Here is a 16,414-nt window from a genome sequence, read left to right as displayed (position 1 = left end):
GCCGCCACCCGATCCGGTGGATCCACGGCCCTCACCGCTTCGGCGATCCGTACCGCCGCACACCTGCACAGCTCCAGACATACAAAAGGGCCGGGCCCCGGGGAAATCCCCGGGGCCCGGCCCTAACAGCCGCCGACGGCTACGCGCACATCAGGCGCGTACAGCCTGTCAGTTGTCGTCCTCGTCGATCAGGAACCCGCGCATCGGCGAGGGAGCCTGCTGCATCGGCTGCGGAGCCTGCGGCCGCACCGGCGCCATCGGCTGGGTCATCGCCGGCGACATCTGCTGCTGGCCACCGTACGAAGGCGCACCGGCCATGGACTGCTGGCCGCCCATCGACTGCTGACCGCCCATGGTGTGGCCGCCCATGGAGGGCGCACCCGCACCGGCCGGCTGCATCGACGGCGACGGCGGCAGCGAAGCGGTCGCCGGGGTCCGCGGCGGAGCCAGCGAGTCGTCGGCCTGGGTCTCCAGCTGACGCAGCTGCGACTCCAGGTAGGACTTCAGACGCGTGCGGTACTCGCGCTCGAAGCCGCGCAGGTCCTCGACCTTGCGCTCGAGCGTGGCGCGGGCGGACTCCAGGGAGCCCATCGCGACGCGGTGCTTCTCCTGCGCGTCCCGCTCCAGGGCGTCGGCCTTGGCACGGGCGTCGCGCTCGAGGCCCTCGGCACGCGAACGCGCCTCGCCCACGATCTTGTTGGCCTCGGAACGGGCCTCCGCGATCGCCTGGTCGGCGGTCTGCTGCGCAAGCGAGAGCACGCGCGCGGCGCTGTCGCCGCCGGGGCCCTGACCGGGCTGCGGCATCTGCGGACCGTGGTTGCCCATGGGGCCGCCCATCGGACCGCCCATGGGGCCGCCCTGCATCGGGCCGGGGCCCTGCGGACCGTGGCCGCCCTGCGGACCGTGTCCACCCTGCGGGCCGTGGCCACCCTGCGGACCGTGTCCGCTGGGACCGGCCGGAAGCTGCGGGGCACCGCTCGGCAGCTGCGGCGGACCGCCCATGGGGCCGCCCATCTGCTGCGGCGGGCCCGATATGCCGGCGGGCACGGGTGCGCCCGGACCACGCTGGTCCTGGGGCTCCGGGGGCTTGCGCATGCCCTGCTGCTGGTTCTGCGCGGCGGCACGGGTCGCTGCGGCCAGCTTGGCGCGCAGGTCCTCGTTCTCGCGGAGCAGGCGGGTCAGTTCGGACTCGACCTCGTCGAGGAAGGCATCAACCTCGTCCTCGTCATAGCCTTCTCGGAGGCGGACAGTCGTGAACTGCTTGTTCCGCACGTCCTCGGGGGTCAACGGCATCTCTTCACCTCAACGTAGTCGTCGGCATTCGGCAAGACCGTAATAGACATCGTGCTCACAGCCGGCTCACAACGGAGATCAGGATGTAGACGATGATCATCAGCACGAAGAAGGACAGGTCGAGCGCCACGCCCCCGAGACGCAGCGGCGGAATGAACCGCCGCAGAAGCTTGAGCGGTGGATCAGTGACAGTGTAGGTGGCCTCCAGAACGACCACCATCGCCTTGCCGGGTTGCCATGAGCGGGCGAACTGGAAGACGTAGTCCATGACCAACCGGAAGATCAGCACCACAAGAAACAACGTCAACGCGATATAGAGCACATTCCAGACAACGCTCATGACTCGCGCTTCCCTCTCCCCTGTGTCTCGTGCTGTTCGTGTTCTGCCGGTACTGCGTCTCAGCTCTGGTTGAAGAACCCGCCCTCTGCGATGCGGGCCTTGTCCTCCGCCGTGACATCGACGTTAGCAGGAGACAGCAGGAACACCTTCTGCGTCACCCGCTCAATGCTGCCGTGCAGTCCGAAGACCAGACCGGCGGCGAAGTCCACCAGACGCTTCGCGTCCGTGTCGTCCATCTCCGTCAGATTCATGATCACCGGAGTGCCTTCACGGAAGTGTTCCCCGATGGTACGGGCCTCGTTGTAGGTCCGAGGATGCAACGTCGTGATGCGGTACGGCTCCCGCTCGGACACAACCTTGGGCATGATCACCGGTGCGTTCTTCTCCAGGCTCTGACGTTCAGGTGTGATGGATGCCACGGGGGCAATACGAGCGGGACGTCCGATTTCAGCCGAAAGCGCACTCGAACCCCCGGCCGCGACCGGGACCGAGGATGAAATAGGCGCCCGGGGTGCGGGAGTTTGTACCTTTCGCTCCGGTTCCTCCCGGTGCAGTTCACGCGACGGCTCGTGCCGCCTGCGGTCCCGCTCCGGCTCGGGGTCCAGCTCGGGTTCGAACTCGTCATCGGGGTCGAAGCCCCGGCCGTCGTAACCGTCGTCCTCCACGAGGCCGAGGTAGACCGCCATCTTGCGCATCGCGCCGGCCATGCTCTGAGTCCTCCGCTCTGAGGTGGATACGCCGGCGCCGCCAAGTGCCCACGATCCACCGGATATCCCCGCTGATCTGCGAGAATCACCATATTTTCTGCTGTGGTCCGACTTCTTGGCGACGTTACCCGAGCCGGGGTCGGACTCCGAGTACCGCAGTGCCGACGCGTACATGTGTCGCCCCTGCCGCAACGGCCTGTTCGAGGTCCGCGCTCATCCCTGCCGAGACCATGTTCGCAGCCGGATGAGCGCTGCGCAGGTCAGTCGACAAATCCATCAGCCGCTTGAACGCCTCGAGTTGTTCACCGGCGTACGGTCCTGCGAGCGGAGCGACGGTCATCAGTCCGTCGAGCCGCAATCCGGGAGATTCCGCGACAAGCGCCGCCAACTCCTCGATTCCGTCCGGGGCTACGCCACCGCGGTCCCCTCGCCCGCCCACTTCGGCGTCGAGCGCGACCTGGATCAGACAGCCCACTTCACGTTCGGCGCGCACCGCCGCCGTCGACAGCGCGGTGACCAGCTTCGCCCGGTCCACCGACTGCACGACATCCGCATAACCCACCACGGAACGGACCTTGTTGGTCTGCAGCTGCCCGACGAAGTGCCACTGCAGCGGAAGGTCCGCGCAGGCGGCCGCTTTGGGCGCCGCGTCCTGGTCCTTGTTCTCCGCGACATGGCGTACGCCGAGTTCGGACAGCAGACGGGCATCGCTCGCGGGGAAGGTCTTGGTGACCACGATGAGGGTCACTTCCTCGCGCGCGCGACCTGCCGCCGCGCACGCGGCCGCGATCCGCTCCTCCACCTCTGCGAGGTTTGCCGCGAGTTCGGCCTTACGGTCGGTCATGTCGTATCAGTCCAGCCAGACATAGCTTGCGAGCCGGCCCGTCGTACGGTCGCGGCGGTACGAGAAGTGATCGGCGGATTCCCGGGTGCACACGCCGCATTCGGCGACATCGCCCACCCCGAGCCGCTCCAACTGGGCCCGCACCCCGGCCGTGACGTCGACCGCCGGGGTTCCCCAACTGGTCTCCGTATACGCCGCGGGCTCCACGGCCGCCACCTCCGCGCGCATGTCTGCGGGGACTTCGTAGCAGCGGCCGCACACGGCGGGGCCGGTGCGGGCGATGATCCGGCCGGGCTCGGCGCCCAGCTTCACCATCGCCTCGACGGTCGCGGCGACCACCCCGGCCACCATTCCCGGCCGCCCCGCGTGCGCGGCGCCGATGACGCCGGAGGCGGGGTCGGCGAGCAGTACGGGGGTGCAGTCGGCGGTGAGGACCGCGAGGACCAGGCCCCGTCGTGCGGTCACCGCCCCGTCCACGGAGGGGATGTCCGCGGCGGAATCCCAGGGGCCGTCGACGACGGCCACGTCCTTGCCGTGCACCTGGTTCATCCAGACGACCTGGTCCGGATCGAATCCCAGGGACCGCGCCGCGAGTTCACGATTGCGGAGAACGGACCCGGGGTCGTCGCCGACCGCGCCGCCCAGGTTGAGCTGCTCGTACGGAACGGCGCTCACCCCGCCCCACCGGTTGGTGAAGGCGAAGTGGGCGCCGCTCACGAGATCATGCTGTGCCGCTATGGGTACCGGTGTCACTTCAGGAAGTCCGGTACGTCCAGCTCCTCGGCCTGGGTGTCCTGGTAGGGACGGGCCGGCGGGACCTGCGGCGGGGCGATCGGCGCGGCCGGGGCGTCGGCCGGCTTGGCCTCCGCGACCGGCTCGGGTGCCGAGGTCTCCTCGCGCGGGGTCACGCTGCCGAGGCCGCCGAACGCGGGGCGGGACTCGGTGCGTGCCGGGGTCGGCTCCTCGCGCTTGCTCGAGGACGCGCCGATCACGTTGTCCCGCTTCGCCGGCGGCTGGCCGCCGTCGAAGCCGGCCGCGATGACCGTGACCCGGACCTCGTCACCGAGCGCGTCGTCGATGACCGCGCCGAAGATGATGTTGGCCTCGGGGTGCGCGGCCTCGCTCACCAGCTGGGCGGCCTCGTTGATCTCGAAGAGACCGAGGTCGCTGCCACCGGAGATGGAGAGCAGCACACCGCGGGCGCCGTCGATGGACGCCTCCAGGAGCGGCGAGGAGATCGCCATCTCCGCGGCGGCCACCGCGCGGTCGTCGCCGCGCGCCGAGCCGATGCCCATGAGCGCCGAACCCGCCTCGGACATCACGGACTTGACGTCCGCGAAGTCGAGGTTGATCAGGCCGGGCGTGGTGATGAGGTCGGTGATGCCCTGGACACCCGAGAGCAGCACCTGGTCCGCGGACTTGAACGCGTCCAGGACGCTGACCTGGCGGTCCGAGATGGACAGCAGGCGGTCGTTGGGGATGACGATGAGGGTGTCGACCTCTTCGCGGAGTTCGGCGATGCCGTCCTCCGCCTGGTTGGCACGCCGGCGTCCCTCGAAGGTGAACGGCCGGGTGACCACACCGATGGTGAGGGCGCCGAGCGAGCGGGCGATGTTGGCGACGACGGGTGCGCCGCCGGTGCCGGTGCCGCCGCCCTCACCGGCGGTGACGAAGACCATGTCGGCCCCCTTGAGGACCTCCTCGATCTCCTCGCGGTGGTCTTCTGCGGCCTTGCGGCCGACGGCGGGGTTGGCGCCGGCGCCGAGTCCGCGGGTGAGTTCACGGCCGACGTCGAGCTTGACGTCGGCGTCGCTCATCAACAGGGCTTGCGCGTCGGTGTTGATGGCGATGAACTCGACACCCTTGAGACCGACCTCGATCATCCGGTTGATGGCATTGACACCACCGCCGCCGACACCGATGACTTTGATGACTGCGAGGTAGTTCTGCGGTGCTGCCACGTCGAAGGCCTCTCGCCTCGAGTTACGTGCGTCGCCTCGCCGGTCGAGCGAGCGACGACTGATGCCGAATTTGGGACGGTCCGAGCGCCGACCCGAACCCTAACGCTGAAGTTTAGGGTTACCAGTGCGTCTGTTGCTGGTCTTTGTCTGACCCTTCCGAACAGGACACTAAGTCGACAAGTGGCGCGCGTTCAACGAACACGCCGAACCTCCCGTTTTTCTTTTCACCCTATGTGATCAGCCGTTGCGCTGACCAACCAGGGTGCTGGCCAGCACCTATGTGCGTCAACTCCCTGATACGGCAGGGGAAGTGGGGGCACTCACATCGAAGTGACCGGCATCCGGAGCCGCTTTCATCAGCGCGGTCAACGCGGCGGCCTTCGACTCACCCTTCTCGCCGCTTCCCCAGTCGACGGTACGGCCGTCGCTCAACTCCAGGGAGATGGAGTCATATGAACGCACTTCCATCGTGCGGGTACGGGAGGCCACCGCGGGCGGGATGTCGCGGGCCACTTCCACCGCTTCGACGAGCAGCCGGTCGATCCCGAAGCGATGCAGACTCGGTGAGCGGTCGGCGGTCAATTGCAGCTTCGGTACGTTCTTCGGGGCGCTCGTGACGGTCGCGAACCGCACGCCTTCCGCGTCCACTTCGACGAACTTGCCGTCCTTTTCGAGGAGCAGAACCGGCTTGCGTTCGGTCACTTTCAGCGCGATTCCGTGCGGCCAGGAACGCACCGCGTCAACGGAGTCGATACGGGGCAGTTGTCGCCGCAACCGGTCCTCAATCGCCTCGGTGTCGACGGAAATCAGGGGCGCACCGACCGGAACGGACGCGGCGTCGAGCACCTGATCCGGGGTCAGCACCTGGGTCCCCGAGGCCGTCACGCGCTCCACGTGCAGCCACTCCGAGCCGTAAAGCAGCCAGATGGCTCCCCCGCCGAGGACCGTCACGAGGACGGCGACGGCGAGCAGCAGCCGGGGCGAGGGCAGACGGCGGCCGGGGGAAGGCCGCGGCGGACGGGCCGGGGCCTTCGGCCGCTGCCGTTCTCCGGTGACAGCTGAGGGTCCGGCCACGCTCGCCTGCCTTCTCACGCCCTGTGGCGTGCCGCTTCGTCCGGTCGCGTGCTCACGCCCGGTGGCGCGCCGCGATCGCCTCGTACACCATGCCGACCAGAAGTTCGTCGGCGTCCCGGCGGCCGAACTCCGAGGCGGCGCGGGACATCTCGTACAGCCGGTGCGGATCGGCGAGGACGGGCAGCACATTGTGCTGGACCCATTCCGGCGTCAGTTCCGCGTCGTCGACGAGGAGTCCGCCGCCCGCCTTGACCACCGGCTGGGCGTTCAGCCGCTGTTCGCCGTTGCCGATGGGCAGCGGGACGTAGGCGGCCGGAAGTCCGACGGCGGAGAGTTCGGCGACGGTCATCGCGCCCGCGCGGCAGAGCATCATGTCGGCCGCGGCGTACGCGAGGTCCATCCGGTCCACGTACGGTACCGGGATGTACGGGGGCATCCCCGGCATCTGCTGCACGTGCGGCAGTTCGTTCTTCGGGCCGACCGCGTGCAGGATCTGGATGCCCGCCTGCTGGAGATACGGGGCCGCCTGCTGGACGACCTCGTTGAGGCGGCGAGCGCCCTGCGAGCCGCCGGAAACCAGCAGCGTCGGCAAGTTGGGGTCGAGCCCGAACGCGGCGCGCGCCTCGGGGCGGACCCGGGCGCGGTCGAGGGTCGCGATGGTGCGGCGCAGCGGGATGCCGATGTAGCGGGAGCCGCGCAGCTTGCTGTCCGGCGTGGAGACTGCGACCGCCGCGGCGTAGCGCGAGCCGATCTTGTTGGCCAGACCGGGCCGCGCGTTGGCCTCGTGCACGATGATCGGCACGCCGAGGCGCTTGGCCGCGAAGTACGCGGGCAGCGCCACGTATCCGCCGAAGCCGCACACGGCGTCGGCCTTGGTGCGCTCCAGGATCTGCTCGGCGGCCTTGATGGTGCCGCGCAGGCGGCCCGGGACCGTGAGCAGTTCGGGGGTGGGCTTGCGCGGGAGCGGTACGGCGGGGATCAGCGCGAGTTCATAGCCGCGCTCGGGTACGAGCCGGGTCTCGAGTCCACGCTCCGTGCCCAGGGCCGTGATGCCCGTGGTCGGGTCCTGCCTGCGCAGGGCGTCCGCGAGGGCGAGCGCGGGCTCGATGTGGCCGGCGGTCCCCCCACCGGCGAGTACGACATGCACCGAAATTCACCGCTCTCCGGACGGTCGCGCCTTGGCGCGCCGTCGCATCGTGTTCCATCTCCCCGCAGACCGCTTCTTACCAGAGGCTGCCAACCTCATGGCAAGTGCGGCCCGGGCCGCGGGTTCATCACGCGCGAACGCGATGAGCAGACCGATCGCGAACATGGTCGGCAGCAGGGCCGAGCCTCCGTAGGAGAACAGCGGGAGCGGGACACCGGCGATCGGCAGCAGGCCGAGCACCGCACCGATGTTGACCACGGCCTGGGCCGTGATCCAGGTGGTCACACCTCCCGCGGCATACCTCACGAAGGGCTCCTCCGTGCGTCCGGCCACGCGGATACCCGCATAGCCTAGAGCCGCGAAGAGACCGAGTACGGACAGCGTCCCCGCCAGGCCGAGCTCCTCCCCGGTGATGGCGAAGATGAAGTCCGTGTGGGGTTCGGGCAGTTGGCCCCATTTTTCCACACTGGCGCCGAGACCGGAACCGAAGAATCCGCCTGAGGCGAGTGCGTAGATTCCGTGCAGAGCCTGCCAGCACTGGTCGCCGGGACCCGCGTCAGAGGTGCCCAGACAGGCAAGTCGGGCCATACGGTTCGGGCTGGTCCTGATCAGGATGAAGCCGAGCAGACCGGCGACCGCGAGCACACCGCCGAAGAGCCGGGTCGGTGCTCCCGCGAGCCAGAGCAGGCCGAAGAGGATGGCCGTGAGAATGATCGCGGTGCCCATGTCGCCGCCGAGCATGATCAGGCCGAGCAGCATGAACGTCACCGGAACGAGCGGCACCAGCATGTGCTTCCACTGCGTCAGCATCTGCCGGTCGCCCTTGCGGGCGAGCAGGTCCGCGCCCCACAGCACCAGCGCCAGCTTGCCGAACTCGCTGGGCTGCAGCTGGAACGGGCCGCCGAGCGAGATCCAGTTCTGGTTGCCGTTGACCGCATGCCCTATCCCCGGCACCTGCACGAGGATCATCAGGAAGACGCTGCCGACGAGGATCGGATACGCGAGGGCGCGATGCAGCCGTACCGGCATCCGCATCGCCACGATCAGCAGGATCGTGCCGAGCACGGCCGCGAGGAACTGCTTGCGGAAGAAGTACGAAGGCGACAGGGAGTACTCGAGCGCCTGGATCTGCGACGCCGAGTACACCATCACGAGCCCGAGGGTCGTGATCAGCAGACTGCCGCCGAGGATCAGGTAGTACGCGGTCAGCGGCCGGTCCCAGGCCCGCTTGGCCTGCTCGTAGAGCCGTCTGAGCTGCCCCAGGGCGCCCGGCGCACGGCCGGGGCCCGACATACGCGGCCGCGGCCCCGACGAGGGCCGCCGCACTGTGCCGGAACGGCTCGCACCCATCTCGTGTCCCCTCCAGTCGTCGCCGCCGCCCCCGCCGGGCGTGACTGCTCGGACAGGGCTAGGCGGTCTCGGCGGCCAGGGCGCGGACCGCTTCCGCGAAGGCCTCACCGCGCTTGTTGTAGTTCACGAACATGTCCATCGACGCGCAGGCCGGCGCCATGAGGACGGTGTCCCCCGGCTGCGCGAGGCGCGCTGCCTCGCGGACCGCCGCGGACATCGCCCCAGTGTCGGTCCGTTCGAGGTCGACGACCGGGACGTTTGGCGCGTGTCGCCGAAGCGCTTCGGCGATCAGCGCGCGGTCTGCGCCGATGAGGACGGCGCCACGGAGTCGCTTGGCCGACTTCTGTACGAGTTCGTCGAAGGTGGCGCCCTTCGCGAGCCCGCCCGCGATCCAGACGATGGACTCGTACGCGGCCAACGAGGCTTCCGCTGCATGGGTGTTGGTCGCCTTGGAGTCGTCCACGTAGGACACCCCTGCCACGTCCTCGACGTGCGAGATGCGGTGCGCGTCCGGACGGAAGGCGCGCAGCCCCTCCCGTACGGCAGCGGGCTGGACGCCGTAGGCACGCGCGAGGGCCGCCGCCGCAAGGGCGTTGGCGATGTTGTGCGGGGCCGGCGGGTTGACGTCGGCGACCTCGGCGAGTTCCTGGGCGTTCTTCTGCCGGTTCTCGACGAAGGCGCGGTCGACCAGGAGGCCCTCCACCACACCGAGTTCGGAGGGGCCCGGGGTGCCGAGGGTGAAGCCGATCGCGCGGCAGCCCTCGTCGACATCCGCCTCGACGACCAGGTCCTCGGTGGCCTTGTCCGCCACGTTGTAGACGCAGGCGATCTGATTGCCCTCGTAGATACGGCCCTTGTCGGCGGCGTACGCCTCCATCGAGCCGTGCCAGTCGAGGTGGTCGGGCGCGAGGTTCAGGACGGCCGCGGAGTGGGCGCGAAGGGAGGGCGCCCAGTGCAGCTGGTAGCTCGACAGCTCCACGGCGAGCACGTCATACGCGTCGTCGCCTTCGAGGACCACGTCGACGATCGGGGTGCCGATGTTGCCGACCGCGGCGGTGCGCAGCCCGGCCGCACGCAGGATCGAGGCGAGCATCTGCGTGGTGGTGGTCTTGCCGTTGGTGCCGGTGATCGCGAGCCAGGGGGCCGCGTTGGGACCGCGCAGGAGCCAGGCGATCTCGACGTCGCCCACGACGTCGACGCCCGCTTCGGCAGCGGCCGCGAAGAGCGGGGACGAGGGCTTCCAGCCCGGCGAGGTGACGACGAGTGAGGTGGCATCGGGCAAGGTCTCGGCATCTCCCAGACGTACGGAAATACCGTCCGCCTCGAGAGCCGCCGCCCGCTCCTTGTGCAGCTCGCCCGAGCCGCCGTCCACCACGGTCACCGAAGCGCCGAGGCCGGCCAGGGCGCGGGCGGCGCTGATGCCGCTCACGCCGAGACCGGCGACGGTGACGTGCTTGCCCTCGACGTCCAAGGCGCCGTGTGAGGTCACTTGTTGTTCGCCCAACCTGCGTAGAAGAGACCGAGACTGACGATCACGCACATGCCCTGGATGATCCAGAAGCGGACCACCACAAGGATCTCGGACCACCCCTTGAGTTCGAAGTGGTGATGCAGTGGCGCCATCTTGAAGACGCGCTTGCCGGTGAGGCGGAACGCACCGACCTGGATGACCACGGACAGGGTGATCAGGACGAAGAGGCCGCCGAGCAGGGCGAGAAGCAGCTCGGTGCGGGAGCAGATCGCCAGGCCCACGAGGGCACCGCCGAGGGCGAGCGAACCGGTGTCGCCCATGAAGATCTTGGCGGGCGAGGTGTTCCACCACAGGAAGCCGAAGCAGGCGCCCATCAGGGCGGAGGCGACGATCGCGAGGTCCAGCGGGTCACGTACCTCGAAACAGGCCGAGGGGTTGGTGAGCGTCCCGGCGTTGGCGCAGGACTCCTGGAACTGCCAGACACCGATGAAGGTGTACGCGCCGAAGACCATCACCGAGGCGCCGGTCGCCAGACCGTCGAGACCGTCGGTGAGGTTCACGCCGTTCGACATGGCCAGGATCATGAACAGCGCCCAGATCACGAACAGGACCGGGCCGATCGTCCAGCCGAAGTCCTGCACGAAGGAAATCTTCATGGACGCGGGGGTGTTGCCGCGGACGTCCGCGAACTGCAGGGAGAGCACCGCGAAGGTGATGCCGACGATCAGCTGACCGGCCAGCTTCGCCTTGGCCCGAAGCCCCAGCGAACGCCGCTTGATGATCTTGATGTAGTCGTCGAGGAAGCCGACGAGGCCCATGCCCGCCATCAGGAAGAGCACCAGGAGACCCGAGAAGGTGGTCGGCGCTCCCGTGATCAGCTTCGTGGCGAAGTACGCGATGATCGTCGCCAGGATGAAGGCGATACCGCCCATCGTCGGCGTACCGCGCTTGCTGGCGTGCTCGCGCGGGCCGTCGTCGCGGATGTACTGCCCGTAGCCCTTCTTCGCGAGCAGCTTGATGAGCAGCGGGGTGCCGATCAGGGTCAGGAAAAGACCGATGACACCGGAGAAGAGAATCTGCCTCATCGGCCGGAGACCTCACCCTCGAGCAGTGCGAGCGCGACCTGTTCCAGGCCCACCGACCTGGAAGCCTTCACGAGCACGACGTCTCCCGGGCGCAGCTCGCTGCGCAGCAGGTCGACAGCCGCCTGTGCGTCGGACACGTGCACCGACTCCTCACCCCACGAACCCTCGTTGTATGCGCCCAGTTGCAGCCAGGACGCTTCCCTGTCCCCGACCGCGACGAGCTTGCTCACGTTGAGACGGACGGCGAGCCGTCCGACCGCGTCGTGCTCGGGCAGCGCTTCATCGCCGAGCTCGGCCATCTTGCCGAGCACCGCCCACGTCCGGCGGCCCTTCGCCATGGCGGCGAGCGCGCGCAGCGCGGCCCGCATGGATTCGGGGTTCGCGTTGTAGGCGTCGTTGACGACGGTCACACCGTCCGCGCGCTCGGTGACCTCCATACGCCAGCGGGACAGGTTGCCCGCCCCGGAGAGCGCGGTCGCGATCTCGTCGGCGGACATACCCAGGTCATGGGCGACGGCGGCCGCGGCGAGCGCGTTCGACACGTGGTGCTCACCGTACAGGCGCAAGGTCACCTCGCTGCACCCGGTAGGCGTGTGCAGCGTGAAGGCGGGCTGCCCCTGGTCGGTGAGCCGGACGTTCTCGGCACGTACGTCCGCGTCGTCCACCTCTCCGAAGAAGAGCACCTTCGCCTTCGTACGGGAGGACATGGCGCGTACGAGCGGATCGTCCGCGTTGAGGACCGCCGTGCCGTCGGCCGGCAGGGCCTCCACCAACTCGCCCTTGGCCTGGGCGATCTGCTCGCGGCCGCCGAACTCGCCGATGTGGGCGGTGCCGACGTTGAGCACCAGGCCGATCTTCGGCGGGGTCAGACCCGTGAGGTAGCGGATATGGCCGATGCCGCGGGCGCCCATCTCCAGGACGAGGTGCCTGGTGGTGCTGTCCGCGGTGAGCGCGGTGAGCGGCAGACCGATCTCGTTGTTGAGGGAGCCGGGCGTCCAGACCGTGGGCGCGTGGTGCTGGAGCACCTGCGCGATCAGGTCCTTGGTGGACGTCTTGCCGGCGGAGCCGGTGAGCGCGACGACCTCGGTGCCCAGGCGCTGCACCACGGTGCGGGCGAGGGTGCCGAGCGCGGTCTGGACGTCGTCGACCACGATCGCGGGCACGCCGAGCGGCCGGGTGGCGAGCACAGCGGCCGCTCCGGAGGCGATGGCCTTGTCCGCGTAGTCATGGCCGTCGACATGCTCGCCGGCGAACGCGGCGAAGAGTCCGCCGGGTTCCACCTTGCGCGAGTCGATGACGACGGAGCCGGTGACCTCACGGCCGGTGTCCGGTATGTCGTGGGGCTGCCCGCCGGTGATGGTGGCGATCTCGGCGAGGGAGAGGGCGATCACAGCTTCATCCCCGGGGGTTCTGGGCGGCTGCGCGGTGGCGCCGGATTGCGGTCCGCAGCACGTCTCGGTCGTCGAAGGGGCGTACCACCCCGTTGATGTCCTGGCCCTGTTCATGGCCCTTGCCGGCGACGAGCACCGTGTCACCGGGCTCGGCACGGGCGACCACCGCGGCGATCGCGGCGGCCCGGTCCTCGAACAGGACCACGTCGCCACGTTCGTGCACGGGCACCTCGGCGGCGCCCGCGATCATCGTGGCGAGGATCGCGAGGGGGTCCTCGGAGCGCGGGTTGTCGGAGGTGAGCACGGCGGTGTCGGCGAGCCGCGCGGCCGCCGCACCCATCGGGGCGCGCTTGGTCTTGTCCCGGTCGCCGCCGCAGCCGAGCACGATGTGCAGGTTGCCCTCGGTGACCTTGCGCAGGGCGCGCAGGACCGATTCGACGGCGTCGGTCTTGTGGGCGTAGTCGACCACGGCGAGATACGGCTGTCCCTCGTCGACCCGCTCCAGGCGGCCCGGTACGCCGGGCACGGCGGCGATGCCGTCGGCGGCGGTCTGCGGGTCGATGCCCGCGACGGCAAGGGCGACGATCGCGGCGAGGGTGTTCGCCACGTTGAAGGGGCCGGCCAGCGGGGACTTGGCGGCGATGCGCTCGCCCTTCGGGCCGATCACCGTGAACGCGGAGTCCATCGGGCCGACTTCGACCTGCTCGGCATGCCAGTCGGCGTCCGGGTGGCCCTCGGCGGAGAAGGTGACGACCGGGACGGTCGCCTCCTTGGCGAGCCTGCGGCCGTACTCGTCATCGAAGTTGACGATGCCCAGCTTGGACCGCTTCGGCGTGAAGAGCTGCGCCTTCGCCTGGAAGTAGTCCTCCATGTCGGAGTGGAACTCCATGTGCTCCGGGCTCAGGTTGTTGAAGACGGCGATGTCGAAGACACAGCCGTCCACGCGCCCGAGCACCAGGGCGTGACTGGAGACCTCCATCGCGACCGAGTCGGCGCCGCGCTCGCGCATCACGGCGAACAGGGCCTGCAGATCGGTCGCTTCGGGCGTGGTCCGCTCGGACTTGATGCGCTCGTCGCCGATGCGCATCTCGACCGTGCCGATGAGACCGGTGTTGCGGCCGGCCGCCTTGAGCCCACCTTCGACGAGATACGCGGTCGTGGTCTTGCCCGACGTACCGGTGATCCCGATCTGCAGCAGGTCCTCACCGGGACGCCCGTAGATCGTGGCCGCGAGCTCGCCCATCCGGCCGCGCGGGTCACCCGCGACCAGGACCGGCAGGCCGGTGGCCGACGCGCGGGGCAGGCCCGCCGGGTCGGTGAGGATCGCCACGGCGCCGAGATCGGCGGCCTGCGCGGCGAAGTCCGCGCCGTGGACACGGGCTCCGGGTAGCGCGGCGTAGATGTCACCGGGGCGTACCGCACGGGAGTCGTGGGTGATGCCGGTGACGTCGGCGGCGGCGGGGGCGTCGACACCCAGTGCGGCGGCGAGGTCGGCGAGGGTGCTCGCCGCGACCCGCTCCGGCCGCGGCGGTCCCGGATAGGTCACGGGGCCGCCCTCACGGGTGGTGGGGGACTGATCAGCGTGTGGCACGGCGGTGAGCGTACCGGGCGCGGGTGGCCGGGGGCGAAATGGGGCGGCGTGGCCGGGCGGCTGCTCGGCCTGGTTCCCGGGGCCCGGGGTGATCGTTGTCACGGCGGCGGTACCTGTTCAGTGCTCGTGGGGATCTGCGTACGCGGGGTTGCCGGCTGTTCGTCGGGGTCAGTCCTCCGGTTTGAACGTGACGGGCAGCCCGGGCGCCTTCGCGCCGGACGGGGCCACCTGAAGGGTCTTCAGGGCGAACTCCATGACCTGCTTGTAGATGGGGGCGCAGATCTGGCCGCCGAAGTAGTTGCCCTTGGTCGGGTTCTGTACGACGCAGTAGACGGCGAGCCGCGGCTTGTCGGCCGGGGCGAAGCCGGCGAACGAGGACGTGTAGCCGTTGTAGCGGCCGGTCTCCGGGTCGACCCGGTTCGCGGTGCCGGTCTTGCCGGCCACCCGGTAGCCGTCGATCTGCGCCTTGGTGCCGGTGCCCTCCGGGTCGTCGACCACGGACTGCAGCATCTCGGAGAGCGTCTTGGCGGTGCCCTCGCTGATGACCCGGGTCTTCTTCGGCTCGTCCTCGGGCGTGAACCGGCCGTCGGGGCCCTTCTTCCCTCGTACGAGAGAAGGCTCCACGCGGACCCCGCCGTTGGCGACGGTCGAGTACATGGAGACGGCCTGCACGGCGTTGAGTGAATAGCCCTGGCCGAACGGGACCGTGTACTGCGTGGACGTCGACCAGTCCTCGGGCTTGTGCAGGAGGCCCGGGGTCTCGCCGGGGAAGCCGGTGCCGGTCTTCTGGCCCATGCCGAACTTGCGCAGGTAGTCGTACAGGACCTTGTTGGCGTCCGGCTGCGTCTTGCCGAGCTGCTGGGTCGCGAGGATCGTGCCGATGTTGGAGGACTTCGCGAGAACGCCGTTCAGGGTGAGGTACCAGGTCTCGTGGTCGATGTCGTCGCGGAAGAGACGGTCGCCGCGGTGCAGACGGTTGGGCACCGTGACATGGGTGTCGGGTGCGGCGGCCTTCTCCTCGAGCACGGCGGCCATCGAGATCAGCTTGCTGGTCGAACCGGGCTCGTAGGCGTCCTGCAGGGCAGGGTTGCCGAGGTTCTTCACGCTGGCCTTGGACAGGTCGTTGGGGTCAAAGCCGGGCGCGTTGGCGAGCGCCAGGATCTCGCCGGTCTTCGTGTCCTGGACGACGACGTAGCCGCGGTCGGCCTTGGACTTGGAGACCTGGTCCTCGATGGCCTTCTGCGCCACGTACTGGATGTCGCGGTCGAGCGTGAGCTCCACGTCCGAGCCGGGCACGGCGGGGGTCTCGCTGCTGCCCGCGGTCGGTACCCGGCGACCGCCGGACTGGGCATAGGTGATCATGCCGTCCTCGCCCGCGAGGTCCTTGTCCAGCTGCGACTCGACACCGCCGCCGCCCTTGCCCTCGGCGTTGACCCAGCCCAGTATCCCGGCGGCGAGATCGCCGTTCGGATAGAGCCGCTTGCTGCTCGGCTCCTGGAAGATCCCGGCCAGGACGCCGCCGGTCTTGGGGTTCTTGTCGGCGAGCGCGCTCTTCAGGTCCTTGATCTGGTTCCAGACCTGGGGGGTCTGGCGGCGGGCCAGGACTGCGTAGCGCTTCTTGTGGTTCTTGAGCTTGTCCGCGAGGTCGGCCGCCTCCTTGCCCAGGATGGGCGCGAGCAGCGCTGCCGCCTGCTCGGGCGCGTCCTTGGTCTCGGTGGCCTCCTCCGAGAACATCTTCGGGTCCGCGGTGATGTCGTAGGCGTCGACGCTGGTCGCGAGTTCATAGCCGTTGCGGTCGGTGATCTGTCCGCGCGTGGCGGCGAGCGTGCTGCTGAAGTACCGGTTCTGCTCCGCCTTGGACGCGTAGACGCTGGCGTCGACGGCCTGTACCTGCACCAGACGTACGACGAAGGCGAGCAGCACCAGGGTCAGGCCGAGGCTCACCAGGCGCAGCCGGGGGCGGGGGCTGCCGAGCCGGATGAGCGCCGGTGCGGGCTTGCGCGACCCGGTCTGCGGGCGGCGGGCGGCCGGTCTGGCGCCCGGTCCCGGCCGGCGCGGGGCGCCGGGGCGCGGGGGCTTCGCCGGTCCGGGGACGCGGCGGCGCGGCGGTTGCCGGTCGGTCACAAGGTCACCTGCCGGGGGTGGTGGAGGGCGACGGGC

At 69.5% G+C, this 16,414-nt stretch carries 14 protein-coding genes; all 14 read right to left on the bottom strand.

The features are described from left to right. Positions 1-168: 168 nt before the first annotated feature. The 14 genes from G6045_RS31300 to G6045_RS31235 all read right to left on the bottom strand — a co-directional run bounded on the left by G6045_RS31300 (position 169) and on the right by G6045_RS31235 (position 16,378). Positions 169-1,293, bottom strand: coding sequence for a DivIVA domain-containing protein (locus tag G6045_RS31300; protein WP_165335538.1), 1,125 nt, complete (start codon positions 1,291-1,293; stop codon positions 169-171). A 55-nt stretch (positions 1,294-1,348) separates the two neighbouring features. Further along, positions 1,349-1,633: a YggT family protein gene (locus G6045_RS31295; RefSeq protein WP_165335537.1), complete on the bottom strand. Its 285-nt coding sequence runs from the start codon at positions 1,631-1,633 to the stop codon at positions 1,349-1,351. A gap of 59 nt (positions 1,634-1,692) precedes the next feature. Next, a complete protein-coding gene (locus G6045_RS31290) occupies positions 1,693-2,340 on the bottom strand; it encodes a cell division protein SepF (RefSeq protein ID WP_165335536.1) in 648 nt (215 codons plus the stop codon). 124 nt (positions 2,341-2,464) lie between these two features. Then, positions 2,465-3,184: a YggS family pyridoxal phosphate-dependent enzyme gene (locus G6045_RS31285; RefSeq protein WP_165335535.1), complete on the bottom strand. Its 720-nt coding sequence runs from the start codon at positions 3,182-3,184 to the stop codon at positions 2,465-2,467. 6 nt (positions 3,185-3,190) lie between these two features. Then, positions 3,191-3,901, bottom strand: coding sequence for a peptidoglycan editing factor PgeF (gene pgeF, locus G6045_RS31280; protein ID WP_165335534.1), 711 nt, complete (start codon positions 3,899-3,901; stop codon positions 3,191-3,193). A 32-nt stretch (positions 3,902-3,933) separates the two neighbouring features. Beyond that, the gene (ftsZ, locus tag G6045_RS31275; RefSeq protein WP_165335533.1) at positions 3,934-5,145 is read right to left on the bottom strand and encodes a cell division protein FtsZ; all 1,212 of its coding nucleotides are present in this window, start codon (positions 5,143-5,145) and stop codon (positions 3,934-3,936) included. Between the two features lie 285 nt (positions 5,146-5,430). Further along, positions 5,431-6,219, bottom strand: coding sequence for a cell division protein FtsQ/DivIB (locus tag G6045_RS31270; protein WP_165335532.1), 789 nt, complete (start codon positions 6,217-6,219; stop codon positions 5,431-5,433). Positions 6,220-6,271: 52 nt separating this feature from the next. Next, the gene (murG, locus tag G6045_RS31265) at positions 6,272-7,366 is read right to left on the bottom strand and encodes an undecaprenyldiphospho-muramoylpentapeptide beta-N-acetylglucosaminyltransferase (RefSeq protein WP_165335531.1); all 1,095 of its coding nucleotides are present in this window, start codon (positions 7,364-7,366) and stop codon (positions 6,272-6,274) included. A 6-nt stretch (positions 7,367-7,372) separates the two neighbouring features. Beyond that, positions 7,373-8,716, bottom strand: a complete 1,344-nt coding sequence (gene ftsW / locus G6045_RS31260) for a putative lipid II flippase FtsW (protein ID WP_165335530.1) — start codon at positions 8,714-8,716, stop codon at positions 7,373-7,375. A 58-nt stretch (positions 8,717-8,774) separates the two neighbouring features. Beyond that, on the bottom strand, positions 8,775-10,205 hold the full coding sequence (gene murD, locus G6045_RS31255) for a UDP-N-acetylmuramoyl-L-alanine--D-glutamate ligase (RefSeq protein ID WP_165335529.1): 1,431 nt from the start codon (positions 10,203-10,205) through the stop codon (positions 8,775-8,777). Beyond that, positions 10,202-11,272 carry a phospho-N-acetylmuramoyl-pentapeptide-transferase gene (gene mraY, locus G6045_RS31250; protein WP_165335528.1) on the bottom strand — a complete coding sequence of 357 codons (1,071 nt, stop codon included), beginning with the start codon at positions 11,270-11,272 and terminating at the stop codon, positions 10,202-10,204. The genes murD and mraY overlap by 4 nt, the downstream gene beginning before the upstream one ends. Beyond that, a complete protein-coding gene (locus G6045_RS31245) occupies positions 11,269-12,663 on the bottom strand; it encodes a UDP-N-acetylmuramoyl-tripeptide--D-alanyl-D-alanine ligase (protein ID WP_165335527.1) in 1,395 nt (464 codons plus the stop codon). The genes mraY and G6045_RS31245 overlap by 4 nt, the downstream gene beginning before the upstream one ends. 4 nt (positions 12,664-12,667) lie before the next feature. After that, positions 12,668-14,356, bottom strand: a complete 1,689-nt coding sequence (locus G6045_RS31240; RefSeq protein ID WP_165335526.1) for a UDP-N-acetylmuramoyl-L-alanyl-D-glutamate--2,6-diaminopimelate ligase — start codon at positions 14,354-14,356, stop codon at positions 12,668-12,670. A gap of 66 nt (positions 14,357-14,422) precedes the next feature. Continuing rightward, entirely contained in the window at positions 14,423-16,378 is a 1,956-nt protein-coding gene (locus G6045_RS31235) for a peptidoglycan D,D-transpeptidase FtsI family protein (protein ID WP_165335525.1), read from the bottom strand. Positions 16,379-16,414: the final 36 nt, after the last annotated feature.

The organism is Streptomyces mesophilus (assembly GCF_011044995.1).
GTDB lineage: Bacteria > Actinomycetota > Actinomycetes > Streptomycetales > Streptomycetaceae > Streptomyces > Streptomyces mesophilus.
Note: the sequence above shows the minus strand (reverse complement) of the source record. Positions and strands in the feature narration are given on the sequence as shown.